This is a genomic window from Thalassobaculum sp., from assembly GCF_040219615.1.
Taxonomy (GTDB): domain Bacteria; phylum Pseudomonadota; class Alphaproteobacteria; order Thalassobaculales; family Thalassobaculaceae; genus Thalassobaculum_A.
In genome coordinates, this window is sequence record NZ_JAVJSE010000003.1 from 110,820 (window position 1) to 135,564 (window position 24,745).

Consider the following 24,745-nt stretch of genomic DNA (forward strand, 5'->3'; position numbering starts at 1 on the left):
AACGCCGGCCGCTGGCCTTGCGCGTTCCGGGACTCAGGACCGCGGCCTGACGCTCGAGGTGACCCGGCGGCTGGCGTTCGCCTGCACCGCGATCGGTGCACCGATGGCGGACGAAAGCGCCGCCACGCGCCGGTCCACCACGTCGCCGAGCAGCGACAGCGCCTCGCCCGACAGCACCAGGTTGAAGCCGCCGTCGGCCCCGGGCCGCAGCCGGGTCCGGCGCAGCAGCGTAGTGGCCCCGCCCGACAGCGTGAGCGCCAGCCTGAGAGCATGGCCGACCTGGATCGCGAGCGCGCGCCGGGCCGGATCCAGCAGCCCCTCGACGGCCTTCGCCGCCGGCAGGTCGGTATGCCCGACATAACGCACCAGCAACCCGAGCGCCAGGAACACCCGGTCGGCGTGGTCGAGGCCCGCGACCGGCAGCCGCAGCACCCGCAGGAACCCGTGCTCGCCGCGGTAGCTCGGATGCTCGGACCAGGCGACGTCGCTGAGCATGCACAGCGCCCTGATCAGCCGGGCATCCTGCTCCTGCAGGGTCGGGAACAGCGGCGTCAGCCAGCCGTAGATGGTTTCCGGATGCGGCGCGAAGCGATTGGTCTCGCGGGCGATCTCCTCGGCCGCCATCAACAGCGGGTCCTTGGCCCGCTCGGCGTCGGTCAGGCGGTCGTAGAGACAGCCCTCGCGCAGTCCGAACGCCGAGAACACCACGCCGGACGGCTGTCCGCGCGCCAGAACCCGCTGCAGCACCAGGGCCGCCGACGGAATGGCGTCGCCGCGCCGCCGCGACACGCCTGGAATGCTGCGGACCGACTTCTTCGACGTCTGGACGAGCGATCCCAGGTAGTCCGACAGCGCGTCGCGGCCGACGGTGTAGCCGTGGATCACCTCGATCGGGTAGGAGGCCTGGGTCATGTGGGCCCGCGCGATGCTCCGCCAGGCGCCCCCGACCGCATACAGGGTCCGTCCTGCGAGGTTCGGCAACCAGGGCGCGGAATCGAGATGGGCGTCGATCATCGCGACGAAGCGGCGGCGCTGTCCGCGTGCCACGTCGCCGATGCGCAGCGGGCCGAGCGGCATGGTCGCGTGCGCGCCGAGCCGGCGGTCGGAGACGTCGATCAGTTCCAGGCTGCCGCCGCCGAGGTCGCCGACCACGCCGTTGGCGTCCGGAAACCCGCTCAGCACGCCGAGCGCCGACAGCCGCGCCTCCTCGTCGCCGCTGATCACGTCGACCGGGTGGCCGATCCGCCGCTCCAGCTCGGCGACGAAGCCCGGTCCGTTGGCGGCGTCGCGCACGGCCGAGGTCGCCACCACGTCCAGGTGGCGCACCCGCATCGCCCGGGCGATCTGGTTGAACCGGTCGATATTCATCAGGGCCGACGCCATGCCCTCGACCGGCAGGTTTCCGGTATCGGTCACGCCGCGCCCGAGGCCGCACAGGGCCTTCTCGTTGAACACCGGTATCGGCGAGCGCCCGGCGTGGTCGTAGACCACCAGCCGGATCGAGTTCGAACCGATATCCAGCACGCCGACCCGCTGGCCGCGCACCGGTTCCCGGGTTCCGCGGCCCTCGCTCTGGGAAAAATTCGGTTCGGTCACTCGCCCTCGCGCAGGGTCCTCGGGGCCTCGCCGCCGCGCCGGAGCGCGCTGCCGCGTCCCGACAGGCTCGGATTGGTCATGAAGTAGGTGTGCGCCGAGAAGTCGTCCGGCGAGAACCGCACCCGCTCGTAGTGCCCGTCGCTGTTCAGCACCCAGCTGTTGGTCCGGTCCTTGAGGTTGGCGACCATGATCTGGTCGAGCACCTGGCGGTGCACGGTCGGGTTCTCGATCGGCACCAGATGCTCGACCCGGCGGTAGATGTTGCGCTGCATCCAGTCTGCCGAGGAGATGTAGACCTTGGCCGCGTCGGACGGCAGCTTGTGGCCGTCGCCGAACGCCACGATCCGCGAATGCTCCAGGAACCGCCCGACGATCGACTTGACGCGGATGTTCTCCGACAGGCCGGGCACCCCGGGCCGCAGGCAGCAGATCCCGCGGATCACCAGGTCGATCTGCACACCGGCCTGGCTGGCGGCGTACATCGCGTCGATGATGGTCGGGTCGACCAGCTGGTTCATCTTCGCCCAGATCGCCGCCGGCCGGCCGGCCCTGGCATGCTCGATCTCGCCCCGGATGCAGTCCAGCAGCGTGTTGTGCATGTTGACCGGCGAGATCGACAGCTTGTCCATGCTGTCCGGGGTCGCGTAGCCGGTCATGTAGTTGAACATCCGCGCGGCGTCGCGGCACAGTGCCGGGTCGCAGGTGAAGAACGACAGGTCGGTGTAGATCTTGGCGGTGATCGGGTGATAGTTGCCGGTCCCGAAATGCACGTAGTTGCGCAGGCCGCCGCCCTCGCGCCGCACCACCAGCGACACCTTGGCGTGGGTCTTCAGGTTCACGAAGCCATACACCACCTGCACGCCGGCGCGCTCCAGGTCGCGCGACAGGCGGATGTTCGCCTCCTCGTCGAAGCGGGCCTTGATCTCGACCATCGCGGTGACCGACTTGCCGGCCTCCGCCGCCTCGATCAGTGCCTTGACGATCGGGCTGTCCTTCGAGGTCCGGTACAGCGTCTGCTTGATCGCGATCACCGACGGGTCGGCGGCGGCCTGGCGCAGGAACTGGACGACGACGTCGAAGCTCTCATAGGGGTGGTGGACGATGATGTCCTTGGTGCGGATCGCCGCGAAGCAGTCGCCGCCGAAATCCCGGATGCGCTCGGGGAACCGCGCGTTGAACGGGGTCCACAGCAGGTCCGGCCGCTCCGACACGATGAGCTGCGAGAGATCGGCGAGCCCGACCATCTCCTCGAGCGCGAACACGTCGTCGCGCGGCACCTTGAGTTCGTCGATCACGAGCTGCTGCAGCGGTTCCGGCATCGCCAGATCGACCGCCAGCCGGATGACGTTGCCGCGCCGCCGCGCCTTGAGCGCGGTCTCGAACGACAGCACCAGGTCCTCGGCCTCCTCGTCGATCTCCATCTCGCTGTCCCGGATGACCCGGAACACGCCCTGGCCCCGCACCCGGTAGTTCGGGAACAGCCGGTCGACGAACAGCAGGATCACCTGCTCGATCGGGATGAACCGGATGGTATCGCCCGGCAGGCGCACGAACCGCCCGATCTGCTGCGGCAGCTGGACCAGGCCCTGCATCTCGTTCGAGCCGGTCGCCGCCCGCAGCTGCATCGCCAGGCAGATGCCCTTGTTGGCGACGAACGGGAACGGATGTGCCGGGTCGACCGCCAGCGGGGTCAGCACCGGATAGATCTGCTCGCTGAAATGATGGGCGAGCCAGGTGAGGTCGTCCGGGCCGAGCTCGCTGCCGTCGACCAGGTGGAAGCCGACCTCCTTGAGGGCAGCGCGCAGGGTCCGGAGCGCGACCTGCTGGTCGCCCATCAGCTTGGCGGCTTCCTCGGCGATCGCCACCAGCTGCTGCGCCGGGGTCGAGCCGTCGTCGCTCGGCGTGGTGATGCCGGCCGATACCATGCCCTTCAGGCCGGCCACCCGGACCATGTAGAACTCGTCCAGATTGGACGCCGAGATCGCCACGAAGCGCAGCCGCTCGAGCAGCGGATTGCCGGGATTGAGCGATTCCTCGAGCACCCTGGTGTTGAACGCCAGCCACGAGATCTCGCGGTTGATCAGCCGCTTGGGGCTGTCCATGGTGATCGCCGCCGCGGCAGGGCTCGGGGCAGCGGCGTCCTTGGCGTCGGCAGCGCCACGGCGCCGCGGTGTCCGCCGCGCCCGCGCGCCGCGGGCCTCGTCCAGCGTCCCCACCTTTTCCGTCGAATCGGTCACGGCTCGCCTCCCGGGTCAGACGGCGCCGTCACGCGGCCCCGCATCGGGGTGTAGCCCCGCTCCGTGACAACCGCGTGACAGGCGACGCAGCACCTCAGAGTGTGCCAGGGAACGCGCCGCCGTCCATCAGCAGGTTCTGCCCGGTGATGAATCCGGCATGGGCACTGCACAGAAACGCGCAGGCCGCCCCGAACTCGTCCGCCGTGCCGAAGCGCCCGGCCGGGTTCTTCTCGGCCTGCTGCTTCGAGAACGTCTCGTACGGCACCCCGGCCTTCTCGGCCTGCAGCTTCATGTTGCCGCGCAGCCGGTCGGTGTCGAACGGCCCCGGCAGCAGGCCGTTGATCGTGACGTTGTGGCGCACGGTCTCGCGGGCGACCCCGGCGCAGAAGCCGGTCAGCCCGGTGCGGGCGCCGTTCGACAGGCCGAGGATCGGGATCGGCGCCTTCACCGCCCCCGAGGTGATGTTCACGATGCGCCCGAACTTGCGCTCGATCATGCCGTCGACGGTCAGGCGGATCAGCTCGATCGCCGTCAGCATGTTGGCGTTCAGCGCCTTCATCCAGTCGTCGGTCGACCAGTCGCGGAAGTTGCCCGGCGGCGGACCGCCGGCGTTGTTGATCAGGATGTCGACCGGACCGGCGGCGGCCAGCACCTCGGCCCGCCCTTCCGGCGTGGTGATGTCGCAGGCCACGGCGGTCACCTTGGCGCCGGTGGCGCCGCGGATCTCCTCGGCGGCCGCGTCCAGGGTCGCCTTGGTGCGCGCGTTGATGACCAGCTCGACGCCCTCGCGGCCCAGCGCCATCGCGCAGCCCTTGCCGAGGCCCTTGCTGGCGGCGCACACGATCGCCTTCTTGCCCTTCAGTCCGAGATCCATGCGCCGTCACTCCCTCGATCGGTGTCTTCATCGGCGAGCGCCCGCCTGGCGAGCGCCCGGTCCACTCTGCGTCCTTCGGCCAGCGCCAGGCGGTCGAGGCGATCGACCAGCCTGTCGGCGGCCGCGAAGGACCGCTCCATACGGGCCACCAGATAGGCGACCACGTCCTCGCGCACGGCAACCTGTCGATCCGCGAAATGCTTGGCCAGGACCCCGGCCAGGAGAACCTCGTCGGGCCCGCCGACCGTGGCCACCGGCAGGGTCGCCAGCCTGGACGCCAGATCGGGCAACCCGACTTCGAGCCGGGCCGGCGCCGCGCGCGACAGGATAAGCACAGATCCGCCGCGTTCCGCCACCGTGTTGTAGAGGTGCAGCAGGGCCTGCGGCTCGCGCAGCTCGGTCAGGTCGTCGACCGCGGCGTTGCACGCCTCGCCGAGCGAGTCCGGGACACCGGCCACGGTCAGGTCGGCCGCCCGCAGGTCAGCGGCCGCGCTGGCCCGGCGCCAGACCGCCCCGAGATGGGTCTTGCCACAGCCGGCCGGCCCGACGATCGCCAGGCCGCGCAACGGCGCCGGCCAGTCCGGCCAGCGGTCGATCCAGGCCGCGGCGTCGGCGTTGCAGGCCGAGACCAGGAAGTCGCCGCGGCCGAGTGCCGGTCGGTGACCGAGATCGAGGATCAGCTGATCGGGCGCCACGGTCAGTCCCTGCCCGCCCGGTCGTCCTGCGAATCCGCGTCGTCGGCCGGCGGGATCCCGTGCAGGTGCAGCGGGCTGGCCAGGTACTGGGCCAGCGCGAACCGGGCCATCACGCCGACCACCGCCGCCGTCGGCACCGCCAGCAGCACACCGACGAAGCCGAACAGCGTGCCGCCGGCCAGCAGGCCGAAGATCACCCAGACCGGGTGCAGGCCGACCGCGTCGCCGACCAGGTTGGGGGTCAGGAAGTTGCCCTCGATCACCTGGCCGGCCGCGAACACCGCCGCCACTGCCAGAATCGGCTGCCAGCTGTCGAACTGCGCCAGCGCCAGCCCGACGCTCAACAGCCCGCCGAGCAGCGCGCCGACGAACGGCACGAAGGAGATCAGGCCGGAGAACAGGCCGATCACCAGGCCGAAATCGAGGCCCGCCAGGGTCAGCCCGGCCGCGTAGAACACGCCGAGCATCAGGCAGACCGTGCCCTGGCCGCGGACGAAGGCCGACAGGGTCCGGTCGACCTCGCCGATCTGCGCCCGCACCGTGCCCGCCTGCTCGCGCGGCAGCCAGGAATCCACGGTCGCCACCATGCGGTCCCAGTCGCGCAGCAGGTAGAACGACACGATCGGGGTGATCAGCAGCAGCGACAGGATATTGGCGATCGCGAACCCGCCCTGGATCACGCGGCCGATCACGTTGCCGACCCAGCTCACCAGGTCGCCGGTCATCCCGGTGATCTTCTGCAGGGCCGCCTGTCGATCTATGTCTTCGTCGAAATGCGCGAGGAGCGGCCCCAGGCGATCGCGCACCAGCTCGACATATCCCGGCAGCACCGCGGCGAGCCGCTCCACCTGGGTCTGCAGCAGCGGGATCAGCAGCAGCACGAGGCCGATGGCGACCGCGAAGAACCCGAACAGCACCGCGAAGGTCGCCAGCCCGCGGCCGATCCGCAGGCGCTCCAGCCGGTCCACCACCGGGTCGAGCAGATAAGCCACCGCCATGCCGGCAACGAACGGCACCAGCACGTCGCGCAGCACGTACAGGCCGAAGGTCACGGCGGCCAGCAGCAGCGCCCAGAACAGGCTCCGCTCGCGCCGGGTCATGGCTCGAACACCGGGATCACTGCGTGGCCGGGACGGCCGGTGCGGACGGCGATGCACCCGGCGCCGTCGTGGACGGCCCTACGATCACCGTGTCGGAGGTCCCGTAGGCCGGCGCCCGCGGATACGCCGGATCGGCCGCCGGTCCCGGCGCCGGGCTGTTCAAGGCCGACGGATCGGTCACGACCGCCGGCTCCGGCATCGGCTGGCCGCGCTGCTTGAGCACGTAGTCGCCGGCGCCGGGCAGCAGCTGCAGGTCGCGCTGCGCCAGGGCGACCCGGAACTGCTCGGGGTCGCCGTTGATCCAGACGTCCACCAGGGCCTCGCGGCGCGTCAGCTGGACGACCTCGTAGCGCGCCACGATCGACAGGCCGTCCAGCGCCTCGCGCACGGTCAGCCAGCGCTTGAGCGAATCGAGCGGTACCGTCGCCGTCACCAGCGTCTCGAAGCCCGGCCGGATCAGGTTGTCCTGCTTCCAGGCCTCCTCGACCAGCGACACCGCGCGCAGGACCGCCGGCTCCAGCCGCCTGGCCTCGTCCAGATCCTCGGCGCCGGCGACCGTCTCGACCATGGTGCTGTCGGTGCCGCCCTGACCGAGCCGCTGGATCGACAGTTCGACCGCTCCGCCGGCACGCGGCCGGGCGCGCGCGATGACGGCGTCGCGCGCGCCGTAGCGCTCGGCAATCCGGGTCAGCGCCTCGACGTCGCCGGCCATCGCCTGGTCCGGCGACAGGTCGCGAATGTCGGCGACATCGCCATACGGCATCACGAACGGCACGAGCCCGCCCTGCGGCGGCAGGTTGTACCAGGCGTTGCGCCAGGGGTTCGGCTCTTTCCAGAGCACCGTCTCGCCGCCGGCCTCGTACAGCGGAATCACCAGCACCGGCAGGCTGCGGACCTCGGCATAGGGCACACCGGCGGCGCGCAGGCGGGCTCGCACGGCCTCGGGGTCGAAGGCCACGGTAAGCTGGGCTATCCAGCGCACCGTCGAACTGCGCTCGTTGGCGACCTCGAAGCCGAGCACCATGCGCTGCAGCTCGGCATCGGTGGGGTCCGGCATGCCGGCGGCCTCGGCGGCCGGGACCAGTCGCCCGACCAGCCGCCGATACGCCAGGCGGCGGCCCTCGGCGACCGCGCGGTCGCGGGCCGCGGGCGCGGTCTCGGCGGTCGCGTCGACCGGCACCGCGCGGATCGTGAACAGGTCGGCATCGGCCGCGCCCGCCGGACCGGACGGCACCAGAATCGCCGGCAGCAGCGCGATCGCCGCCACCAGAAGGATGTAAAGCAGGCCCGATAGTCCGTGCCGCGAGGTATCGCTCATCGTCGTTCGACCCACTTGCCGCTTGCGGGGAGCGCCGGCACCACGGCATAAACCGCGATCCGGGCGATACCAAGGCACCGCCCGACAGCCCGGCCTTATACCGCAGCCCGGCGGAGGACACCATAAGCGCCCCCGAGAGTTCAAACCGCCCCCTCACCTACCGCGACGCCGGCGTCGACATCGACGCGGGCGAGGCCCTGGTGGAGGCCATCAAGCCGCTGGCGGCATCGACCCGCCGGCCCGGCGCCGACGCCGATCTCGGTGGATTCGGCGGCCTGTTCGACCTCAGGGCCGCCGGCTTCCGGGATCCGGTCCTGGTCGCCGCGACCGACGGGGTCGGCACCAAGCTGCGGGTGGCGATCGATGCCGGCCGGCACGACGGCGTCGGCATCGACCTGGTGGCGATGTGCGTCAACGACCTGGTCGTCCAGGGCGCTGAGCCGGTGATGTTCCTGGACTACTACGCGACCGGCAAGCTCGAGGTCGCGGTCGCCCGCGACGTGGTCGCCGGCATCGCCGAGGGCTGCCGGCAGGCCGGCTGCGCCCTGGTCGGCGGCGAGACCGCCGAGATGCCCGGCATGTACCGCGCCGGCGACTACGACCTCGGCGGATTCGCGGTCGGCGCCGCCGAGCGTTCGGCGATCCTGACCCGCGACCGGGTCAGGGCCGGCGACGTGGTGCTGGCGCTGCCCTCCTCGGGCGTGCACTCCAACGGCTTCTCGCTGGTCCGCCGCATCGTCGAGCGCAGCGGGCTGGCCTGGGACGCGCAAGCGCCGTTCGCCCCGGACCGCGCCCTGGCCGAAGCGCTGCTGGAGCCGACCCGGATCTACGTGAAGTCCTGCCTGGCGGCGATCGCCGCCGGCGGGATCACCGCCTTCGCCCACATCACCGGCGGCGGCCTGATCGAGAACCCGCCGCGGGTCTACGGCGACGACCTCGCCATGCGGCTCGACCTCGGCGCCTGGCGGCTGCCGGCGGTGTTCCGCTGGCTGGCGGCGACCGGCGGGGTGGAGGCGCGGGAGATGCTGCGGACCTTCAACTGCGGGCTCGGCATGCTGGTGGTGGTCGAGGCCGACCGGGCCGACGCGGTGCGAGCGGCGCTGGCCGCCGCCGGCGAGGCGCCACTGACGGTCGGGCGGATCGAGGCGCGGACCGGCGACGCCGTGGTATTCGACGGCCTGTCCGCCGCCTGGCTGGCATGAGTGCGCCCGTCGCGCCGGACGCCCGCAAGCGCGTCGGCGTCCTGATCTCCGGGCGCGGCAGCAACCTGCAGTCGCTGCTGGACGCCGCCGCCGACCCTGCCTATCCGGCGGAGATCGCCCTGGTGATCTCGAACAAGGCCGACGCCTACGGCCTGGTGCGCGCCCGCGAGGCCGGCGTCGCGACCGCCGTCGTCGACCACAAGGCCTATGCCGGCCGCGACGCCTTCGATGCGGCCATCGACGCGGCCCTGCGCGACGCCGGCTGCGAGCTGATCTGCCTCGCCGGCTTCATGCGGATCTTCACGCCGGGCTTCGTGAACCGCTGGCCGAACCGCATCCTGAACATCCATCCGTCGCTGCTGCCGTCGTTCACCGGGCTGCACGTGCAGCGGCGGGCGATCGAGGCCGGCGCCACCATCGCCGGCTGCACGGTGCACATCGTCACCCCGGACCTGGACGCCGGGCCGATCCTCGCCCAGGCCGCGGTGCCGGTGCTGGCCGACGACACCGAGGCCAGCCTGTCGGCCCGGATCCTGGCGCAGGAGCACCGGCTGTATCCGGCGGCCCTGGCCTGGCTGGCCTCGGGCCGGGTGCGGGTCGACGGCAACCGCGCGACGGTCGACGGCGCGACCGCGGACGGCGTCCTGCTGTCGCCGCAACCCTAGTCGTCTGAGCTCGACTTTGTCCGAGTGTTCGCAGGCGGCGACCGGGCGTCACCGACTTTGCCGTTGAATTTCCCGCTCTCCCGGCGCCGCCGGGACAGGAGAGAATTCGGGTGGTCGTGGGCTCGCTTCGATCCGCCGCAATGCCCGTCGCTCCGTGGGTCCCGGAGCCGTCGCGGATCAAGTCCGGGACTCTCCGGTATGACGAAGTAAGGCGCGGCACACTCCCGTTTTCGTCATTCAGGAGGGGGCGCGCCAGCGCCCGGCTCCGGAACCCACGGGGCGACGGGCAATGGCAATTCGCCAAAGTCGAGACGAGACCGGCGGAAGGGCTTTGAGCGCGCGGCGCGCTTCGCTATAACGGGCACAATTCGCCTTATCGCCGGGAGGGCAGCATGGCCGTCGAAGACCGTTTCCCCGACATCACCCGTGAGCATCGCGAGATCTATTCGGGCTTCATGACCTTCCTGAAGGTCAGCACCGCACTCTGCATCCTCACGGTCGTCCTGCTCGCCCTGTTCGTCGTCTGAGACGGCGACCGGAGCACGGAACGGAAAAGGGCCGACCCCGCGGGGCCGGCCCTTTCGATTCCAGGCCCGATCGAATGCGGGCCGTGCGGCGACGGTCGGGCTGCGGTCAGCCGACGATCTCGTTGCCGCTGAAGAACTGCGCGATCTCGATCGCCGCGGTCTCCGCCGCATCAGAGCCGTGCACGCTGTTCTCGCCGATCGACAGCGCGACTTCCTTGCGGATGGTGCCGGCGTCAGCCTTCGCCGGATCGGTCGCGCCCATGACCTCACGGTACTTGGCGACCGCGCCCTCGCCCTCGAGCACCTGCACCACGACCGGCGCCGAGATCATGAAGTCGACCAGCTCGCCGAAGAACGGCCGCGCCTTGTGGACCGCGTAGAAGGTCTCGGCCTGCTCGCGGGTCATCCGGATCCGCTTCTGCGCGACGATGCGCAGGCCGGCCGCCTCGATCATGGCGTTGACCTTGCCGGTCAGGTTCCGGTTGGTGGCGTCCGGCTTGATGATGGAAAAGGTGCGCTCGAGGGCCATGAGTCTCTCTCGGAAATCAGTGAACGGGTGAGACCGCACGGGCCCCACGCCCGCCGGTCGGCGGGCGCCTTATAGCGGCGGGCGGGCGGCCGGGCAAGCAACCCGGCCGATCCCTCCCTACCGCAGCAGCATGGTGATCTCGGGGAACAGCAGCACGAGCAGCAGCACGAAGAGCTGTATCCCGATGAACGGCAGGAAGCCGCGGAAGATGTCCGGCAGGGTGATGTGCGGCGGCGCCACCGACTTGAGGTAGAAGGCGGCCGGCCCGAACGGCGGCGACAGGAAACTGACCTGCATGTTCACGCAGAACAGGATGCCGAACCAGACCGACACGAAGGCGACGTCCAGCGAGCCGAACAGGCCCAGTTCCTCGACCGGCAGCTTCTTCACGATCGGCAGGAACACCGGCATCACCAGCAGCACGATCCCGGTCCAGTCCATGAACGCGCCGAGGAACAGGAAGATGATCATCATCACCGCCAGCACGCCCATGGTCGCCATGTCGGCCCCGACGATCAGGTTGGCCACATAGGTCGGACCGCCGGCGATCGTGTAGGCCCCGGCCAGCGCGGTGGCGCCGAAGGTCACCCAGATGATCGTGCCGGTCGACTTCCAGGTCCGCATCAGCGCTTCGCGCAGCAGGGTCATGGAGAATTCGCCGCGGAGCGCGATCAGCAGCAGCACCGCGACGCTCCCCAGGCCGGCCGCCTCGGTGATGCCGGTGATGCCGCCGTAGATCGAGCCGAGCACCACGAACACCACGGCCAAGGGCGCCACCAGGCCCTTGCCGCGCTCCCAGGCCTCGCGGGTCGCGTCCTTGCCGACGACGAACAGCGCGTTGCCCACGCCGACGGCGATGAGCGCCAGGCAGACGACCAGCGAGCCGGTGTCGACCAGCGCGGTCTCCTCGTCGAACGAGCCCAGCGTGTGCAGGAACACCCAGCGCACCACCAGCAGCGCCGCGGCCGCCGCGGCGACCATGGTCAGCAAAGTGAGGCCGAGCCGGGCCTTCTGCGATCCCGTCATGTCGTCGGGCGACGGCTCGGGCAGCGGCGCCTGCTCGGGGTTCAGCCGGGTGCGGATCAGGATGTAGACGATGTACAGCCCGGCCAGGATGAAGCCCGGCACGAAGGCCGCCTTGAACAGGGCGTGGATCGAGGTCTCGGTGATCAGCCCGTAGAAGATCAGCACGATCGACGGCGGGATCATGGTGCCGAGCGATCCGGACGCGCAGATCGTGCCGATCGCCAGGTCCTGGTTGTAGCCGAGGCGCAGCATCTGCGGCAGGGCGATCAGGCCGAGCAGCACGACCTCGCCGCCGATGATCCCCGACATCGCCGCCATCACGATCGCCATGATGGCGGTGACGACCGCGATGCCGCCCCTGGTGCGGGACAGCCACAGATTCAGCGAGGAGTACATGTCCCGGGCGATGTTCGAGCGCTCGAGCAGGGTCGCCATGAAGATGAACAGCGGCACCGAGATCAGCACGTAGTTCGTGGTGATGCCGTAGAGCCGCTGCGCCAGGATGTTCAGCGGCCCGGTGCCGAAGCTGGAGAACAGCAGGTCGGGGCCGAACTTCAGCACCATGACCACGACGGCCAGGAATCCCGACGCGAAGCCGAGCGGCATGCCGATCGCCAGCAGCACCAGCATGCCGACCAGCAGAATCAGCGAGATCGTCGCGATGTCCACGGGCCTTCTCCGATATCAGTTCGGCTTCGGTCCGCCGCGATCGGACGATCCGGCGGACATGTCGAGGTGGGTCGGAAGATCCAGGTCGTCCGCCGGATCGTGCGAGACCGGATCGCGGTTCCAGTCGTGGATCAGGTTCGAGATCGACTGCAGGGCGAGCAGAACCAGGGTCAGCAGGATCAGCGGCTTGATGGTCGCCGGGATCGGCGGGTCCCACGCGGTGCCGAAGGTTTCCCAGCGCAGCAGCTTGGCCTTGGCCTCGCCGAAGCCGCCCCATACGACGGCGAAGGCGAAGATGCACACGCAGGCCAGCGACAGAAGGTCGAAGGTCTGGCGCAGCCATTTCGGCGCCATGTCGTAGAGGATGAAGATCCGGATATGGCTGCGCTGCTGGAGCGCATACAGGCCGGCCGTGAGGTAGATGACGCCGCCGACCCACAGCGACATCTCGTTCACCCACAGGGTGGGCGCGCCCAGCACGTACCGAACGAAGACCTCATAGAAGATGATGGCCACGACGAAGGCCGGCAGCCACATCGCCACCCGGCTGATCAGCAGCGTGATGCGATCCAGCCAGCCGGTTACCTCATGCTCAACCATCCAGCCGTCTCCCTGGTCGGGCGATCAATGCGACGGGTTCCGGAACCGGCCCGGGGCGGGACCCGTTCCCGGGCCCCGCCCCCGCCGTTCGCCGGACCGATCCTAGCCGCTGATCAGGCCGAGCTGCTTCAGGAACTTGACGTGGCTGTCGACCAGCGCCCGTGCCTCCGGGGTCTTGTCGGCCCAGCCCTGCCAGGCGCCCTGGGCGGCGGCACGGAACTTGGCGCGGTCCTCGTCGGACCAGTTGTGCAGGGTGACACCCTGGGCCCGCAGCTTCGCGGCCGCCTCGGTGTTCTTGATCTCGAAGGTCATGGCGGTCTGGAACGCCAGCTTCTGCATGGCGACCTGCATGATCCGCTTCAGATGCTCCGGCAGCGCGTCCCACTTGGCCTTGTTGATCGCCAGGTGATCGGACGGCATCGAGTGGAAGCCGGGATAGGTCGCGTGCTTGACCAGGTCATACAGGCCGAGGCCGACGTTGTTGGCGAGGCCGGATGCGTCGGCACCGTCGATGATCTTGGTCTCGAGCGCGGTGAAGATCTCGGTGAAGTCCATCACGATCGGCTTGGCGCCGAGGCTGGCGAAGATCTCGGTCTCGAGGCCCGGCGGCGACCGGAACTTGAAGTCCTTCAGGTCGGCGATGCCCTTGAGCGGCTTGGAGGCGGCCAGCGACTCCTGGCCGTAGACCCACCAGCCGATCAGTTCCATGTCGTACTTGTTGTACAGCTGGTTGGCGGCCTCGAAGCCGCCGTTGTACAGCCAGGCGTACTGCTGCCAGGGCGTGTCGTAGCCGCCCATGATGTCGCCGACGAACTGGAAGGCGGGGTTCTTGCCGGTCTGGTAGGCACCGCCGGTCATGTCGCCGTCGAGGATGCCGGTAGCCGCCGCGTCGAAGGTCTCGACCGACTTCACGACCGAGGACGAGTAGAACATCTCGATCTTCAGCTGGCCGTTGGACATCGTCTGGACGTCGTCGACGAACTGCCCGGCGAGCTTGCCGGAAACCGTCTCCGGCGCGTAGTGGGTCTGGATGCGCAGCGTGTAGACGTCGGCCGCAGCCGCGGCGAAGCCGGTGCCGGCGACCATGCCGGCCACCAGAAGGCCGGTCAGGCTCTTCTTCATCGTGTTCATCGGGTTTCCTCCATTGGTCCTTTTACCCTTCACCGTTCTCGCGCGGCGAGCGGCCACGATGAGGGGCCTCCCTGCGAGGGCGCCCGCGGTGGTTTCGCGGGCGACCCCATGCTCCTGAGCTTGCCCGGCAGGCGTCGCCTCGACCTCGGCCTTGGCGACGGGAGCGCCGAGCTCACGGAACCTAACAGCCAGCCATCCTGCGTCACAAGCGGGATTGCCGCCAATAATACGATGATCATATGACTCGATAACGGCTATCCGGCCTTTTCCCAGCCGCCGCGGTCGGTCTGCCGCCAGTAGGACAGGCCATGCCCGGCGTCGCGGGCGGCCTTCCAGCGCGCCCGGGCGGCGGCGACGGCAGTGTCGTCGCGGCCGTCGAACAGGTCGAAGACCCGGGTCCAGGCCGCGAGGTCGGCGGCCGCGACTCCGTCGGTCAGGAACAGGAATCCCGCGCCATTGGGATTCTCCTGCGTCGTCGTCAGCCAGATCGGCTGGTCCCCGGCAAAGCCGTCGCGCGCCGCCCCGTGCGGCAGCCACGAGCGTTCCTCGTAGGTCCACAGCAGGCCGTTCAGCGCCTGCACCCGTTCCTCGCTGCCGGCCAGCACCACGGCCCGCTGGCCGGCCTGCAGGGTCCGCTCCAGCAGTTTGGGCAGCGCGCGATCCAGCGGCGTGGCCGTCAGGTGATAGAAGCCGACCTCCGCCACGCCGCCCCCGATCCTAGCCTTCCGCCCGCCTCTCAGGCCTTCTCGACGTAGTCGCGCACCAGCCGGTCGAGGGCCCGCACGCCGAAACCGCTGGCGCCCTTCGGGGTGGTGCTGCGGTCCTTGCGGGACCAGGCGACGCCGGCGATGTCCATGTGGATCCACGGCGTCTTGTCGACGAACCGCTCCAGGAAGCACGCTGCCGTGATGGCGCCGCCCCAGCGCGGGCCGGCGTTCTTCATGTCGGCGATGTCGCTGTCCATCTGCTTGTTGTAGGCGTCGCCCAGCGGCATCCGCCACATCGGCTCGGCGACCGCGTCGCTGGCCGCTTTGAGGGCGTCCGACAGCTTGTCGTCGTTGGCGAAGTAGCCGCAGGTTTCCTCGCCCAGCGACACCATCATGGCGCCGGTCAGGGTGGCCAGGTCGACCATGAAGGCCGGCTTGTACTTGTCCTGGGTGTACCAGAGCGCGTCGGCCAGCACGAGGCGGCCCTCGGCGTCGGTGTTGATGATCTCGATGGTCTGGCCGGACATCGAGGTGACCACGTCGGACGGGCGCTGGGCGTTGCCGTCCGGCATGTTCTCGACCAGCCCGATGACGCCGATCACGTTGGCCTTGGCCTTGCGGCCGGCGAGCGCCTTCATCAGCCCGGACACCACGCCGGCGCCGCCCATGTCGAACTTCATGTCCTCCATGCCGCCGGCCGGCTTGATCGAGATGCCGCCGGTGTCGAAGCACACGCCCTTGCCGACGAAGGCCACCGGCTGGTCGCCCTTGGCGCCGCCGTTCCAGCGCATGACGACCATCTTGGATTCGCGGCGGCTGCCCTGGCCGACCCCGAGCAGGGCGCCCATGCCGAGCTTGGCCATCTCCTTCTCGCCGAGCACCTCGACGTCGACCCCCAGCTTCTTCAGGGCGACGCAGTGCTCGGCGAAGCTCTCCGGGTACAGGACGTTCGGCGGCTCGGACACCAGGTCGCGGGTGAACGCCACTCCCTCCGCGATCGCCGCCTCGACGTCGTACAGCTTCTTGGCCTCGGCGTGGTCCTTCACCATGAAGGTAAGCTTCTCGAGGGTCGGCCTGTCCTCCTTCTTCATGGTCGTGCGGTACTTGTCGAACCGGTACGACCGCAGAACGGCACCGAGCGCCACATGCGCCGCGCGCTCGGCACAGCCGGCGTCGTCGCGGTCCATCACGACGGCCGCTTCCTTCTCGCCGGAGGACGCCAGGGCCGCGTAGATGCCACCGCCGGCGGCCTCGGCCCACTGCGGGTCCAGCTTGGTCGGATCGCCCAGGCCGTACAGCAGCACGCGGCCCGCCGGGGTGAAGACCGTCAGGCTCTGGTGCGCCTTGCCGGTGAACCGCGAGGCCGCGATCGCCTTGCCGATCAGCCCGCCATTCTCCTCGTCGAGCGCCGCTGCGGTCGGTGACAGCTTGCCGCCCTCCAGGACGGAAGCGACCACCGCCCCCTTCTTGGGACGACCGATCTTGGCGAAGGCGATCTTCATCGGGAACTCCTGGAATTACCGGTTCGCGGGTTGCGGGCGGGCTGCGTTTGGGGTAGCCGTCGCCGGCGGGCACTGTCAACGGGCTGCAGGACCGTTATCATGCGCCCGTCCGCCTGGGAACGCGAGCCGGGGAAGGCATGCGCATCACACGCTACCTGTCCGGTCAGATCGTCACGGCGATGCTGTTCATCGTGGTGTCGATGACCTGCGTGATCTGGCTGTCGCAGTCCCTGCGTTTCGTCGACCTGATCGTGAACCGCGGGCTGCCGATCCCGAGCTTCATCTATCTGACGCTCATGCTGATGCCGACCTGGCTGTCGATCGTGCTGCCGATCGCAGCCTTCGCGGCGACGCTGTTCGTCTACAACAAGTTGACCAACGACCGCGAGATGGTGGTGCTGGCGGCCGCCGGCCTGAGCCCGCTGCGGCTGGCGGTCCCGGCCCTGCTGGTCGCGGTCGCCACCACGCTCGCCGGCTACCTGATGACGCTCTACCTGGTACCGATGAGCTACCGCGGCTTCAAGGAGCTGCAGTTCCAGATCCGTCACAACTTCGACCATCTGGTCCTGCGCGAAGGCGAGTTCCGGTCGATCGGCGACGGCCTCACCGTCTATGTCCGGGCCCGCGAGGACCAGGGACAGCTCGCCGGCATCATCGTCCACGACCAGAGCAGCCCGAAGAAGACCGTGACCCTGGTGGCCGAGCGCGGCGCCCTGGTCACCACCCCGGAGGGACCGCGGGTGGTCATGGCGAACGGCTCGCGCCAGGAGCGCGACACCGAGAGCGGCCGGGTCAACGTGCTGTATTTCGACCGCTACACGGTCGACCTCGGGGCCATGCGCGAGGAGGTCCAGCGGACCTTCCGCGACCAGAACGAGCTGTTCATCGACGACCTGCTCTATCCGACCGACCGCATCACCGATCCCCGGAACTTCGACGAGTACATCGCCGAGGGTCACCAGCGCCTGACGGCGCCGCTGCTGGCGCTGTCGCTGACGGCGATCGGCGTCGCCGTGCTGCTATCGGGCGAGTTCTCGCGACGCGGCCAGACCGTGCGGATCGTCTCGTCGGTGGTGCTCGCCGGCATCGCCGAGGCCATGGGGCTCGGCTCGAAGTACCTGGCGGCGCGCTATCCCGTCCTGATCCCGGTGATGTGGCTCGCGGTGCTCGGGCCGTTCCTGATCGCGTTGCTCTCGATGACCCGACGGCGCCTGCGCCGCCGCGGTCCCGCCCCGGCGGTCGCGTGAGGCCCCGATGCGGCTGTCCATGACCCTTTCGACCTATTTCGGCCGGCAGTTCGTGGTCTGGGTGCTCGGCACCTTCGCGGCGATCATGGCCATCGTGTTCCTGCTCGACGTGATCGAGCTGATGCGCCGGGGCGCCGGCAAGGAGGACGCCTACTTCGCGGTGCTGCTCGAGATGGCGCTGCTGAAGATGCCGAACATGGGCCAGCAGATCCTGCCGTTCGCGGTGCTGTTCGGATCGATGCTGGCGTTCACCCGCCTGACCCGGACCAACGAACTGGTGGTGGCGCGCGCCGCCGGCGTGTCGGTCTGGCAGTTCCTGATGCCGGCGATCGCCGTGGCCTTGTTGCTTGGCGCCCTCAAGGTCGGGGTGTTCAACCCGATCGCCTCGGTGATGACGGCGCGCTTCAACGCGCTCGAGGACACCGTCCTGCGCAACCGGGTCGACAGTTTCATGACCGTCGGCCAGGGCGGGCTGTGGATCCGCGAACGGACCGAGGAAGGCCAGCACGTACTGCATGCCCTGGCGGCCCGGCAGAACGACGCCGAGCTGGCCGACGTGCTGGTGATCCGGTTCGGGCCGCGCGACGAGTTCCTGGAGCGCCTGGACGCCCGTACCGCCGAGCTCGGCCCGGGCTACTGGACCCTGCGCGACGTGGTGCTGATCTCGACCGCCGGGCGGCCGGAGCACCGCGATGCGATTCGGATCCCGACCCGACTGACCATCCAGAACATCCAGGACAGCTTCGCCTCGCCCGAGACCATGTCGTTCTGGGAGCTGCCGGGCTTCATCCGGATCCTCGAGAACGCCGGATTCTCGGCGGTGAAGCACCGCTTGTACTGGCATGCGATGCTGGCATCGCCGCTGCTGCTGACCGCGATGGTGCTGATCGCCGCCACCTTCTCATTGCGGCTGACCCGGCGGGGCGGCACTCTGCTCTGGGCTTCGAGCGGACTGTTCACCGGGTTCCTCTTGTACTTCATGTCGGACATCGTCTTCGCACTGGGCCTGTCGGCCCGCATACCCGAGGTGCTGGCGGCATGGACCCCGGCGACGGTCACGATGCTGCTCGGCATGACGAGCCTGCTTCACCTCGAAGACGGATGAGGCGGACCGGCGCCACCTTGCTCGGGCCGCTGATCGGCCTGGCGCTGTTGTTCGCCTCCGCCCCGCCGGCGGCCGCCCAGGACGTCGATGTCCAGAACACGCCGGTCCTGCTGCAGGCGGACGAGCTTACCTACAACGAGAATCTCGGGGTGGTGACGGCGCGCGGCAGCGTCGAGATGAGCCAGGGTCCGCGGATCCTGATGGCCGACACCGTGACCTACAACCAGAAGGCCAACACGGTCGTGGCCAGCGGCAACGTCTCGCTGATGGAGCCGACCGGCGAGGTGCTGTTCACCGACTACGCCGAGCTGCACGACGAGCTGAAGACCGGCTTCATCGAGAATCTCCGCGCCCTGCTGTCCGACGGATCCCGGCTGGCCGCCAACCGCGCTCGGCGCACCGCCGGGCAGCAGAAGATCATGGACCACGGGGTGTTCTCGCCCTGCAATCTCTGCAAGGAGGACCCGTCGCGCGCGCCGCTCTGGCAGATCAAGGCGGTCAAGGTCGTCCACGACGAGGTGGCGAAGGACATCATCTACGAGGACGCCACCCTGGAGATGTTCGGGGTGCCGGTCATGTACACCCCGTACATGCGGCATCCCGACCCGACGGTCGACCGGCGCTCCGGGCTGCTGGCGCCGACCCTCGGCTACTCCGGCGATCTCGGCGCGATCGTCGGCCAGCCCTATTACTACGTGTTCAACGCGTCGCAGGACGTCACCATCGAGCCCCTGGTCTACAGCGCCGAGGGCCAGGTGCTGCGCGGCGAGTACCGCCAGCGGTTCTCGAACGGTGTGATCGACCTGAAGGCGACCGGCGCCTATGTCGACCAGCACGACTCCAACGGCGACGAGAACGGCGAACAGGGCATCGAGGGCAGCGCCGACTTCGAGGGCCGGTTCGCCCTCGACCGCACATGGCGGGCGGGCTTCGACTTCGAGCAGTCGAGCGATCGCACCTACCTGAAGCGGTTCCGGCTCGGCCACCAGGACGTGCTGACCTCGCGGCTGTACACCGAGGGCTTCCGGGGTCGCAACTACGCCGCCCTGAACGCCTACAAGTGGCAGGACCTGCGGGCCTCCAGCGACCCCGACGACACGCCGCTGGTCATGCCGTTCGCCGAGTACAGCTTCGTCGCCGAGCCCGGCCGCATCGGCGGACGGTCGTCGATCGACGCCAGCCTCATGTCCCTGACCCGGGAGCGCGGGACGGACAGCCGCCGGGCCTCGCTGGTCCATGGCTGGAAGCTGCCCTACACCACCGCCAACGGGCAGATGCTCACGGTCGAGAGCCGGGTGCAGGGCGACGGCTACTACACCAGCGACCTGGAGGGCGACGTCGACGGCAGCAACGAGACGACCGGCCGGCTGTTTCCGCAGATGGGCGTCAAGTGGCAGTATCCCTGGGCTCGCCGGTCCGGCACCTACACCCAGGTGTTCGAGCCGATCGTCGGCGTGGTCGGTGCACCGAACGGCGGCAACCCGGACGAGATCTCGAACGAGGACAGTCGGTCCTTCGAGTTCGACACAACCAACCTGTTCCGCCTGAACCGTTACGAGGGAGTCGACCGGGTCACAAGCGGCTCGCGCATCGACTATGCGCTGCGGACCGGCGTCTACGGCGACGGCGGCGGCTCGACCGAGTTCCTGGTCGGGCAGAGCTACCGGTTCTACGGCAACAGCGCGTTCGAGCCCGGCACCGGCCTGGACGAGGACCTGTCGGACATCGTCGGCGCCGTGACCGTCCGGCCGCGCGATCAGTTCGACCTGTCGTACCGGTTCCGGCTCGACAAGGAAACCGGGGCTATCCGCCGCAACGAGTTCGGCTTCGGCTACCACCACCCGCGGTTCGCCACGCTGATCGATTACATCGCGATCGACGACGCCGCCGGCAGCGACCTGACCGGCGACCAGGAGCAGATCGAGGCCACGTTCAACATCGTGCTGAGCCAGCACTGGAGCACCCTGGTCAACGTCGTCCACGATCTGTCCGACGGCGACAGCCGGCTGCTGCGCGGCCGGGCCGGGCTGACCTACACCGACGAATGCCTGACCCTCGGCGTTGACTTCGAGCGCTCCGACATCGAAGACGAGGACATCGAGGCCGACACCCGGGTGATGTTCCGGATCGTCTTCAAGTATCTGGGCGGCGTCGAAAGCCAGTGACGGCCGCGGCAACGGCCATCGCCCCCCTGGCCCGCCATGGTCTCCGACCAGCGCGACTGCTATGATTTCCCGAAGTTTCACCGTCCCCGGTTGACCGCAATGAAGCCTGTCCTTCGATCCGTCCTGGCCACGCCGATCCTGGCCGTACCGATCCTGGCAGCCACGCTGGCCGTCGTGGCCGCGACGCTGCTGCCGGGCCCGGCTCGAGCCCAGGAGCAGCAGCGCATCGCCGCGGTGGTCAACGACGAGATCGTCTCGATGCGCGACCTCCAGAACCGGCTGCGAATGGTGATCATCGCCTCGCGGCTGCCGCAGACCGACGAGACCGCACAGCGGATCGCGCCGCAGGTGCTGCGCAGCCTGATCGACGAGCAGATCCAGCTGCAGGAGGCAAAGCGCCTGAACGTCGCGGTCAGCGACCAGGACATGGCGCGGGCGCGTGCCGACGTCGAGCAACGCAACAACCTGAAGCCCGGGCAGTTCGCGAACTTCGTGCGCAATCTCGGCGTAGACCCCGACACCGTCGAGCGACAGCTTCGCGCACAGGTGGCCTGGGGCAAGCTGGTGCGGCGTCGTTTCGGCAACGACGTCACCGTGAGCCAGGAGGAAGTCACCGACGTTCTGGACCGGATGCAGGCGGATGCCGGCAAGACCCAGAAGCGGATCGCCGAGATCCTGTTGCCGGTCGAGGACCCGGCCAACGAGGCGCAGGTCCGCCAGCTGGCCGACCGCATCACCGAGCAGCTGCGCGGCGGCGCCAACTTCGCGGCGGTCGCCCGGCAGTTCTCGGGGGCGGCGAACGCCGCGGTCGGCGGCGATATCGGCTGGGTGTTGCCGGAACGCATGGCCCCCGAGATCGCCGAGGCGGTGGCCAAGATGGAGACCGGGCAGATCTCCGAGCCGATCCGCACCCTGCTGGGCTTCCACATCGTGCAGGTCGTCGACTCCCGGGTGCTGGCAGAGGCGGATCCCCTGAAGGCGGTGGTCGACCTCAAGCAGCTGTTCCTGCCGGTACCGCCGGATGCCGGGCCCGACGTGCGCGGCTCGCAGCGGGCGCTGGCAGAGGCGGTGTCGAGCTCCGCGCAGAGTTGCGACGACCTGGTGGAACTGGCCAAGGAGGTGAAATCACCGACCTCCGCCAGCCTGGGCGAAATTCAGGTCGGCGAACTGGCACCGGCGCTGCGCGATCCTGTGGCCACCCTCAAGGTGGGCGAGGTGAGCACGCCGATCGACCTGCCGAACGGCGTGATGGTCCTGATGGTGTGCTCGCGCAAGGCGCCGCCGAACAACCTGCCGAGCCCCGAGCAGATCCGCCAGCAGCTCGAAACCCAGCGCTTCGAGATCTCCGCTCAACGCTACCTCCGCGACCTGCGGCGCAGCGCTTTCGTCGAACCTCGCGTCTGAGGCGCGCCATGACCGCGATACAGCCGCTGGTCCTGACCCCGGGCGAACCGGCGGGTGCCGGTTGCGAGCTCGCCGCCGACGCCTGGCTGCGGCGCGGCGAGCGGCTGCCGCCGTTCCTGCTGATCGACGATCCGGACCGGGTCGCGGCGCGCCTGCGCGCGATCGGCCGGGATGTCCCGGTCCGGGCGGTCGACGGTCCCGAGGCCGCGACGGCGAGCTTCGCCGACGCCCTGCCGGTGCTGCCGCACGGCTTTCCCGCGCCGGACCGGCCGGGATCGCCCGACCCGGCGAACGGCCGGGCGGTGGTCGATGCGATCGAGCGGGCGGTCGCCCTGGTGCGCGACGGCCGGGCGGCGGCCGTGGTCACGAACCCGATCCAGAAGGAGACCCTCTACCAGGCCGGCTTCGCGTTTCCGGGCCATACCGAGTTCCTGGCGCATCTGGCCGGCCCCGGGGTCGTCCCGGTGATGCTGCTGGCCAGCCCCGAACTGCGCGTGGTCCCGGTCACCATCCACATCCCGCTGGCCGAGGTACCCCGTCGGCTCACCACCGAGGGCATCGTCCAGGTCGGACGGATCACCGCCGCCGCGCTGGCGCAGGACTTCGGGATCGCCCGCCCGCGACTGGCCCTGGCCGGCCTCAACCCGCATGCCGGCGAAGGCGGCGCGCTCGGCCGCGAGGAAATCGAGGTGGTGGCCCCGGCAGTCGCGGCACTGCGGGCCGAGGGCATCGACGCGGTCGGTCCGCTGCCGGCCGACACCATGTTCCACGCCGAGGCCCGCGCCGGCTACGACGTGGCTCTCGGCATGTATCACGACCAGGTCCTGGTGCCCCTGAAGACCCTGGATTTCTGGGGCGGCGTCAACGTCACCCTCGGCCTGCCGTTCGTGCGGACCTCACCCGACCACGGGACCGCCCTGACTCTCGCCGGTACCGGCCGGGCCCGACCGGACAGCCTGATCGCGGCGCTGCGGATGGCCGCGGACATGGCGGCGGCACGGGCGGCCGCGGCGCCCCGCGGCGCCGGACGGACCGGTACGGGAGCGGCGGCGTGACCGATGCCGTGGCGACCCGGGTCGCCGCCCTTCCCCCGCTGCGCGAGGCGATCGCCGCCGCCGGATTCTCGGCCAAGAAGAGCCTCGGGCAGAACTTCCTGCTCGATATCAACCTCACCCGCCGGATCGCCCGCGCCGCAGGCCCGCTCGACCGCGGCACCACCATCGAGGTCGGGCCCGGGCCCGGCGGCCTGACCCGGGCGCTGCTGATCGAGGGTGCCACGGAACTGGTGGCGATCGAGCGCGACGCCCGTGCCGCCGCCGCCCTGGCGCCGCTGGTCGAGGCCGCCGCCGGCCGGCTGCGGCTGGTCGAGGCCGATGCCCTGGAGGTCGGAATCGCGTCGCTCGGCGAGGCGCCGCGCCGGGTGGTCGCCAACCTGCCCTACAACGTCGCGACCCGGCTGCTGCTCGGTTGGCTGGAGACCCCGACGGCCTTCGAATCCCTGACGCTGATGTTCCAGAAGGAGGTCGCCGACCGGCTGCTGGCCGCGCCGGGCGACGATGCCTACGGCCGCCTGACCGTCCTGGTGCAGTGGCTGTGCACGGCGCGCCGGGTCACCGAGCTGCCGCCCTCGGCCTTCACGCCGCCGCCGAAGGTATGGTCGGCCGTGGTCCGCCTCGAGCCCCGGCCCGAGCCGTCGCACCCGGCCGACCGGCGGACGCTCGAGCGCATCACCGAGGCGGCCTTCGGGCAGCGCCGGAAAATGCTGCGGCAGAGCCTGAAGGGGCTGGGCGGCGATGCCTTGCTGGCGGCCGCGGGCATCGAGCCGACGGTGCGTCCCGAGCGCCTGACGATTGCCGAGTTCTGCCGTCTGGCCAATGCCCTGAGCGACCGCGAGACCCGCCGATGACCCAGCCCGCCGCAGGTGCCGCTTCCGAAACCGCGCTCGACGCCGTGTGGCGCGATACCGACGGCCTGCTGATCCGCCCGGCCGCCGAGGACGACCTGCCGGCGGTCGTCGCCATGCTGGCCGACGACGGCCTCGGCAAGAGCCGGGAACGCCCCGAGAGCCCGTTGCCGGCCGCCTATGGCGAGGCGTTCCGGCGCATGGCCCTGCAGGGCGGCAACCTGATTCTGGTGGCCGAGCTGAACGGGGCCGTGGTCGGCTGCCTGCAACTGACCCTGATCCACGGGATCAGCCGGATGGGGGCGACCCGGGCACAGGTCGAGGGCGTCCGCGTGGCGGCCGCGGCCCGCGGCCGCCGGGTCGGAGAGCGGCTGATGCGCGCCGCCACGGTGCGCGCCAAGGCGAACGGCGCGGTGCTGATGCAGCTAACCACCGACCATCGCCGGATCGACGCACACCGGTTCTACGAGCGCCTCGGCTTCGTCGGCAGCCATCTGGGCATGAAGAAGGAACTCGGCTGAGCGGCGGTTGATATTTCGCAGG

At 69.8% G+C, this 24,745-nt stretch carries 22 protein-coding genes; 10 read left to right on the top strand and 12 right to left on the bottom strand.

The window, feature by feature from the left end; translation table 11 throughout:
- Positions 1-33: 33 nt before the first annotated feature.
- The 6 genes from RIC31_RS01170 to RIC31_RS01195 form a co-directional block, all read right to left on the bottom strand.
- The gene (locus RIC31_RS01170) at positions 34-1,596 is read right to left on the bottom strand and encodes a Ppx/GppA phosphatase family protein (protein WP_350100207.1); all 1,563 of its coding nucleotides are present in this window, start codon (positions 1,594-1,596) and stop codon (positions 34-36) included.
- Entirely contained in the window at positions 1,593-3,833 is a 2,241-nt protein-coding gene (locus tag RIC31_RS01175) for an RNA degradosome polyphosphate kinase (protein ID WP_350100209.1), read from the bottom strand. Before RIC31_RS01175 ends, RIC31_RS01170 begins: the two co-directional genes overlap by 4 nt.
- A gap of 94 nt (positions 3,834-3,927) precedes the next feature.
- The gene (locus RIC31_RS01180) at positions 3,928-4,707 is read right to left on the bottom strand and encodes an SDR family oxidoreductase (protein WP_350100211.1); all 780 of its coding nucleotides are present in this window, start codon (positions 4,705-4,707) and stop codon (positions 3,928-3,930) included.
- Complete coding sequence (locus RIC31_RS01185; RefSeq protein ID WP_350100213.1) at positions 4,692-5,402, bottom strand: P-loop NTPase family protein; 711 nt, start codon at positions 5,400-5,402, stop codon at positions 4,692-4,694. The genes RIC31_RS01180 and RIC31_RS01185 overlap by 16 nt, the downstream gene beginning before the upstream one ends.
- 2 nt (positions 5,403-5,404) lie before the next feature.
- Complete coding sequence (locus RIC31_RS01190; RefSeq protein WP_350100215.1) at positions 5,405-6,502, bottom strand: AI-2E family transporter; 1,098 nt, start codon at positions 6,500-6,502, stop codon at positions 5,405-5,407.
- 16 nt (positions 6,503-6,518) lie between these two features.
- On the bottom strand, positions 6,519-7,820 hold the full coding sequence (locus RIC31_RS01195) for a DUF2066 domain-containing protein (protein ID WP_350100217.1): 1,302 nt from the start codon (positions 7,818-7,820) through the stop codon (positions 6,519-6,521).
- Positions 7,821-7,942: 122 nt separating this feature from the next.
- On the opposite strand from RIC31_RS01195, the gene purM reads away from it, so the two are divergent.
- The 3 genes from purM (at position 7,943) to RIC31_RS01210 (ending at position 10,214) form a co-directional block, all read left to right on the top strand.
- Positions 7,943-9,022: a phosphoribosylformylglycinamidine cyclo-ligase gene (gene purM, locus RIC31_RS01200; RefSeq protein ID WP_350100470.1), complete on the top strand. Its 1,080-nt coding sequence runs from the start codon at positions 7,943-7,945 to the stop codon at positions 9,020-9,022.
- The gene (purN, locus tag RIC31_RS01205) at positions 9,019-9,687 is read left to right on the top strand and encodes a phosphoribosylglycinamide formyltransferase (RefSeq protein ID WP_350100220.1); all 669 of its coding nucleotides are present in this window, start codon (positions 9,019-9,021) and stop codon (positions 9,685-9,687) included. Before purM ends, purN begins: the two co-directional genes overlap by 4 nt.
- 392 nt (positions 9,688-10,079) lie before the next feature.
- The gene (locus tag RIC31_RS01210; protein WP_350100222.1) at positions 10,080-10,214 is read left to right on the top strand and encodes an aa3-type cytochrome c oxidase subunit IV; all 135 of its coding nucleotides are present in this window, start codon (positions 10,080-10,082) and stop codon (positions 10,212-10,214) included.
- 106 nt (positions 10,215-10,320) lie between these two features.
- Here the strand turns inward: RIC31_RS01210 and ndk are convergent, their stop codons facing one another.
- The 6 genes from ndk to RIC31_RS01240 form a co-directional block, all read right to left on the bottom strand.
- A complete protein-coding gene (gene ndk / locus RIC31_RS01215; RefSeq protein WP_350100224.1) occupies positions 10,321-10,743 on the bottom strand; it encodes a nucleoside-diphosphate kinase in 423 nt (140 codons plus the stop codon).
- A 117-nt stretch (positions 10,744-10,860) separates the two neighbouring features.
- Complete coding sequence (locus RIC31_RS01220) at positions 10,861-12,438, bottom strand: TRAP transporter large permease (protein ID WP_350100226.1); 1,578 nt, start codon at positions 12,436-12,438, stop codon at positions 10,861-10,863.
- 15 nt (positions 12,439-12,453) lie between these two features.
- Positions 12,454-13,038 carry a TRAP transporter small permease subunit gene (locus RIC31_RS01225; RefSeq protein WP_350100228.1) on the bottom strand — a complete coding sequence of 195 codons (585 nt, stop codon included), beginning with the start codon at positions 13,036-13,038 and terminating at the stop codon, positions 12,454-12,456.
- A gap of 102 nt (positions 13,039-13,140) precedes the next feature.
- Complete coding sequence (locus RIC31_RS01230) at positions 13,141-14,169, bottom strand: TRAP transporter substrate-binding protein (RefSeq protein WP_350100230.1); 1,029 nt, start codon at positions 14,167-14,169, stop codon at positions 13,141-13,143.
- A gap of 254 nt (positions 14,170-14,423) precedes the next feature.
- Positions 14,424-14,873 carry a DNA polymerase III subunit chi gene (locus tag RIC31_RS01235; RefSeq protein WP_350100232.1) on the bottom strand — a complete coding sequence of 150 codons (450 nt, stop codon included), beginning with the start codon at positions 14,871-14,873 and terminating at the stop codon, positions 14,424-14,426.
- A 32-nt stretch (positions 14,874-14,905) separates the two neighbouring features.
- Entirely contained in the window at positions 14,906-16,378 is a 1,473-nt protein-coding gene (locus tag RIC31_RS01240) for a leucyl aminopeptidase (protein WP_350100234.1), read from the bottom strand.
- Positions 16,379-16,515: 137 nt separating this feature from the next.
- On the opposite strand from RIC31_RS01240, the gene lptF reads away from it, so the two are divergent.
- The 7 genes from lptF (at position 16,516) to RIC31_RS01275 (ending at position 24,723) form a co-directional block, all read left to right on the top strand.
- Positions 16,516-17,625: an LPS export ABC transporter permease LptF gene (lptF, locus tag RIC31_RS01245; RefSeq protein WP_350100236.1), complete on the top strand. Its 1,110-nt coding sequence runs from the start codon at positions 16,516-16,518 to the stop codon at positions 17,623-17,625.
- 19 nt (positions 17,626-17,644) lie between these two features.
- On the top strand, positions 17,645-18,730 hold the full coding sequence (gene lptG, locus RIC31_RS01250; RefSeq protein ID WP_350100238.1) for an LPS export ABC transporter permease LptG: 1,086 nt from the start codon (positions 17,645-17,647) through the stop codon (positions 18,728-18,730).
- On the top strand, positions 18,727-20,895 hold the full coding sequence (locus RIC31_RS01255; protein WP_350100240.1) for an LPS-assembly protein LptD: 2,169 nt from the start codon (positions 18,727-18,729) through the stop codon (positions 20,893-20,895). Before lptG ends, RIC31_RS01255 begins: the two co-directional genes overlap by 4 nt.
- 99 nt (positions 20,896-20,994) lie before the next feature.
- Positions 20,995-22,299 carry a peptidylprolyl isomerase gene (locus tag RIC31_RS01260; protein WP_350100242.1) on the top strand — a complete coding sequence of 435 codons (1,305 nt, stop codon included), beginning with the start codon at positions 20,995-20,997 and terminating at the stop codon, positions 22,297-22,299.
- Positions 22,300-22,307: 8 nt separating this feature from the next.
- Positions 22,308-23,354 carry a 4-hydroxythreonine-4-phosphate dehydrogenase PdxA gene (gene pdxA / locus RIC31_RS01265; RefSeq protein WP_350100244.1) on the top strand — a complete coding sequence of 349 codons (1,047 nt, stop codon included), beginning with the start codon at positions 22,308-22,310 and terminating at the stop codon, positions 23,352-23,354.
- Entirely contained in the window at positions 23,351-24,205 is an 855-nt protein-coding gene (rsmA, locus tag RIC31_RS01270) for a 16S rRNA (adenine(1518)-N(6)/adenine(1519)-N(6))-dimethyltransferase RsmA (protein ID WP_350100246.1), read from the top strand. Before pdxA ends, rsmA begins: the two co-directional genes overlap by 4 nt.
- Entirely contained in the window at positions 24,202-24,723 is a 522-nt protein-coding gene (locus RIC31_RS01275; RefSeq protein ID WP_350100249.1) for a GNAT family N-acetyltransferase, read from the top strand. Before rsmA ends, RIC31_RS01275 begins: the two co-directional genes overlap by 4 nt.
- Positions 24,724-24,745: the final 22 nt, after the last annotated feature.

What these genes read in the sequence shown, in the direction of transcription:
- RIC31_RS01180 (WP_350100211.1), bottom strand. Translation starts at nt 4,707, where the DNA reads ATGGATCTCGGACTGAAGGGCAAGAAGGCGATCGTGTGCGCCGCCAGC.
- RIC31_RS01190 (WP_350100215.1), bottom strand. Translation starts at nt 6,502, where the DNA reads ATGACCCGGCGCGAGCGGAGCCTGTTCTGGGCGCTGCTGCTGGCCGCC.
- RIC31_RS01195 (WP_350100217.1), bottom strand. Translation starts at nt 7,820, where the DNA reads ATGAGCGATACCTCGCGGCACGGACTATCGGGCCTGCTTTACATCCTT.
- purN (WP_350100220.1), top strand. Translation starts at nt 9,019, where the DNA reads ATGAGTGCGCCCGTCGCGCCGGACGCCCGCAAGCGCGTCGGCGTCCTG.
- RIC31_RS01210 (WP_350100222.1), top strand. Translation starts at nt 10,080, where the DNA reads ATGGCCGTCGAAGACCGTTTCCCCGACATCACCCGTGAGCATCGCGAG.
- ndk (WP_350100224.1), bottom strand. Translation starts at nt 10,743, where the DNA reads ATGGCCCTCGAGCGCACCTTTTCCATCATCAAGCCGGACGCCACCAAC.
- RIC31_RS01225 (WP_350100228.1), bottom strand. Translation starts at nt 13,038, where the DNA reads ATGGTTGAGCATGAGGTAACCGGCTGGCTGGATCGCATCACGCTGCTG.
- RIC31_RS01230 (WP_350100230.1), bottom strand. Translation starts at nt 14,169, where the DNA reads ATGAACACGATGAAGAAGAGCCTGACCGGCCTTCTGGTGGCCGGCATG.
- RIC31_RS01240 (WP_350100234.1), bottom strand. Translation starts at nt 16,378, where the DNA reads ATGAAGATCGCCTTCGCCAAGATCGGTCGTCCCAAGAAGGGGGCGGTG.
- lptF (WP_350100236.1), top strand. Translation starts at nt 16,516, where the DNA reads ATGCGCATCACACGCTACCTGTCCGGTCAGATCGTCACGGCGATGCTG.
- lptG (WP_350100238.1), top strand. Translation starts at nt 17,645, where the DNA reads ATGACCCTTTCGACCTATTTCGGCCGGCAGTTCGTGGTCTGGGTGCTC.
- RIC31_RS01255 (WP_350100240.1), top strand. Translation starts at nt 18,727, where the DNA reads ATGAGGCGGACCGGCGCCACCTTGCTCGGGCCGCTGATCGGCCTGGCG.
- RIC31_RS01260 (WP_350100242.1), top strand. Translation starts at nt 20,995, where the DNA reads ATGAAGCCTGTCCTTCGATCCGTCCTGGCCACGCCGATCCTGGCCGTA.
- pdxA (WP_350100244.1), top strand. Translation starts at nt 22,308, where the DNA reads ATGACCGCGATACAGCCGCTGGTCCTGACCCCGGGCGAACCGGCGGGT.
- RIC31_RS01275 (WP_350100249.1), top strand. Translation starts at nt 24,202, where the DNA reads ATGACCCAGCCCGCCGCAGGTGCCGCTTCCGAAACCGCGCTCGACGCC.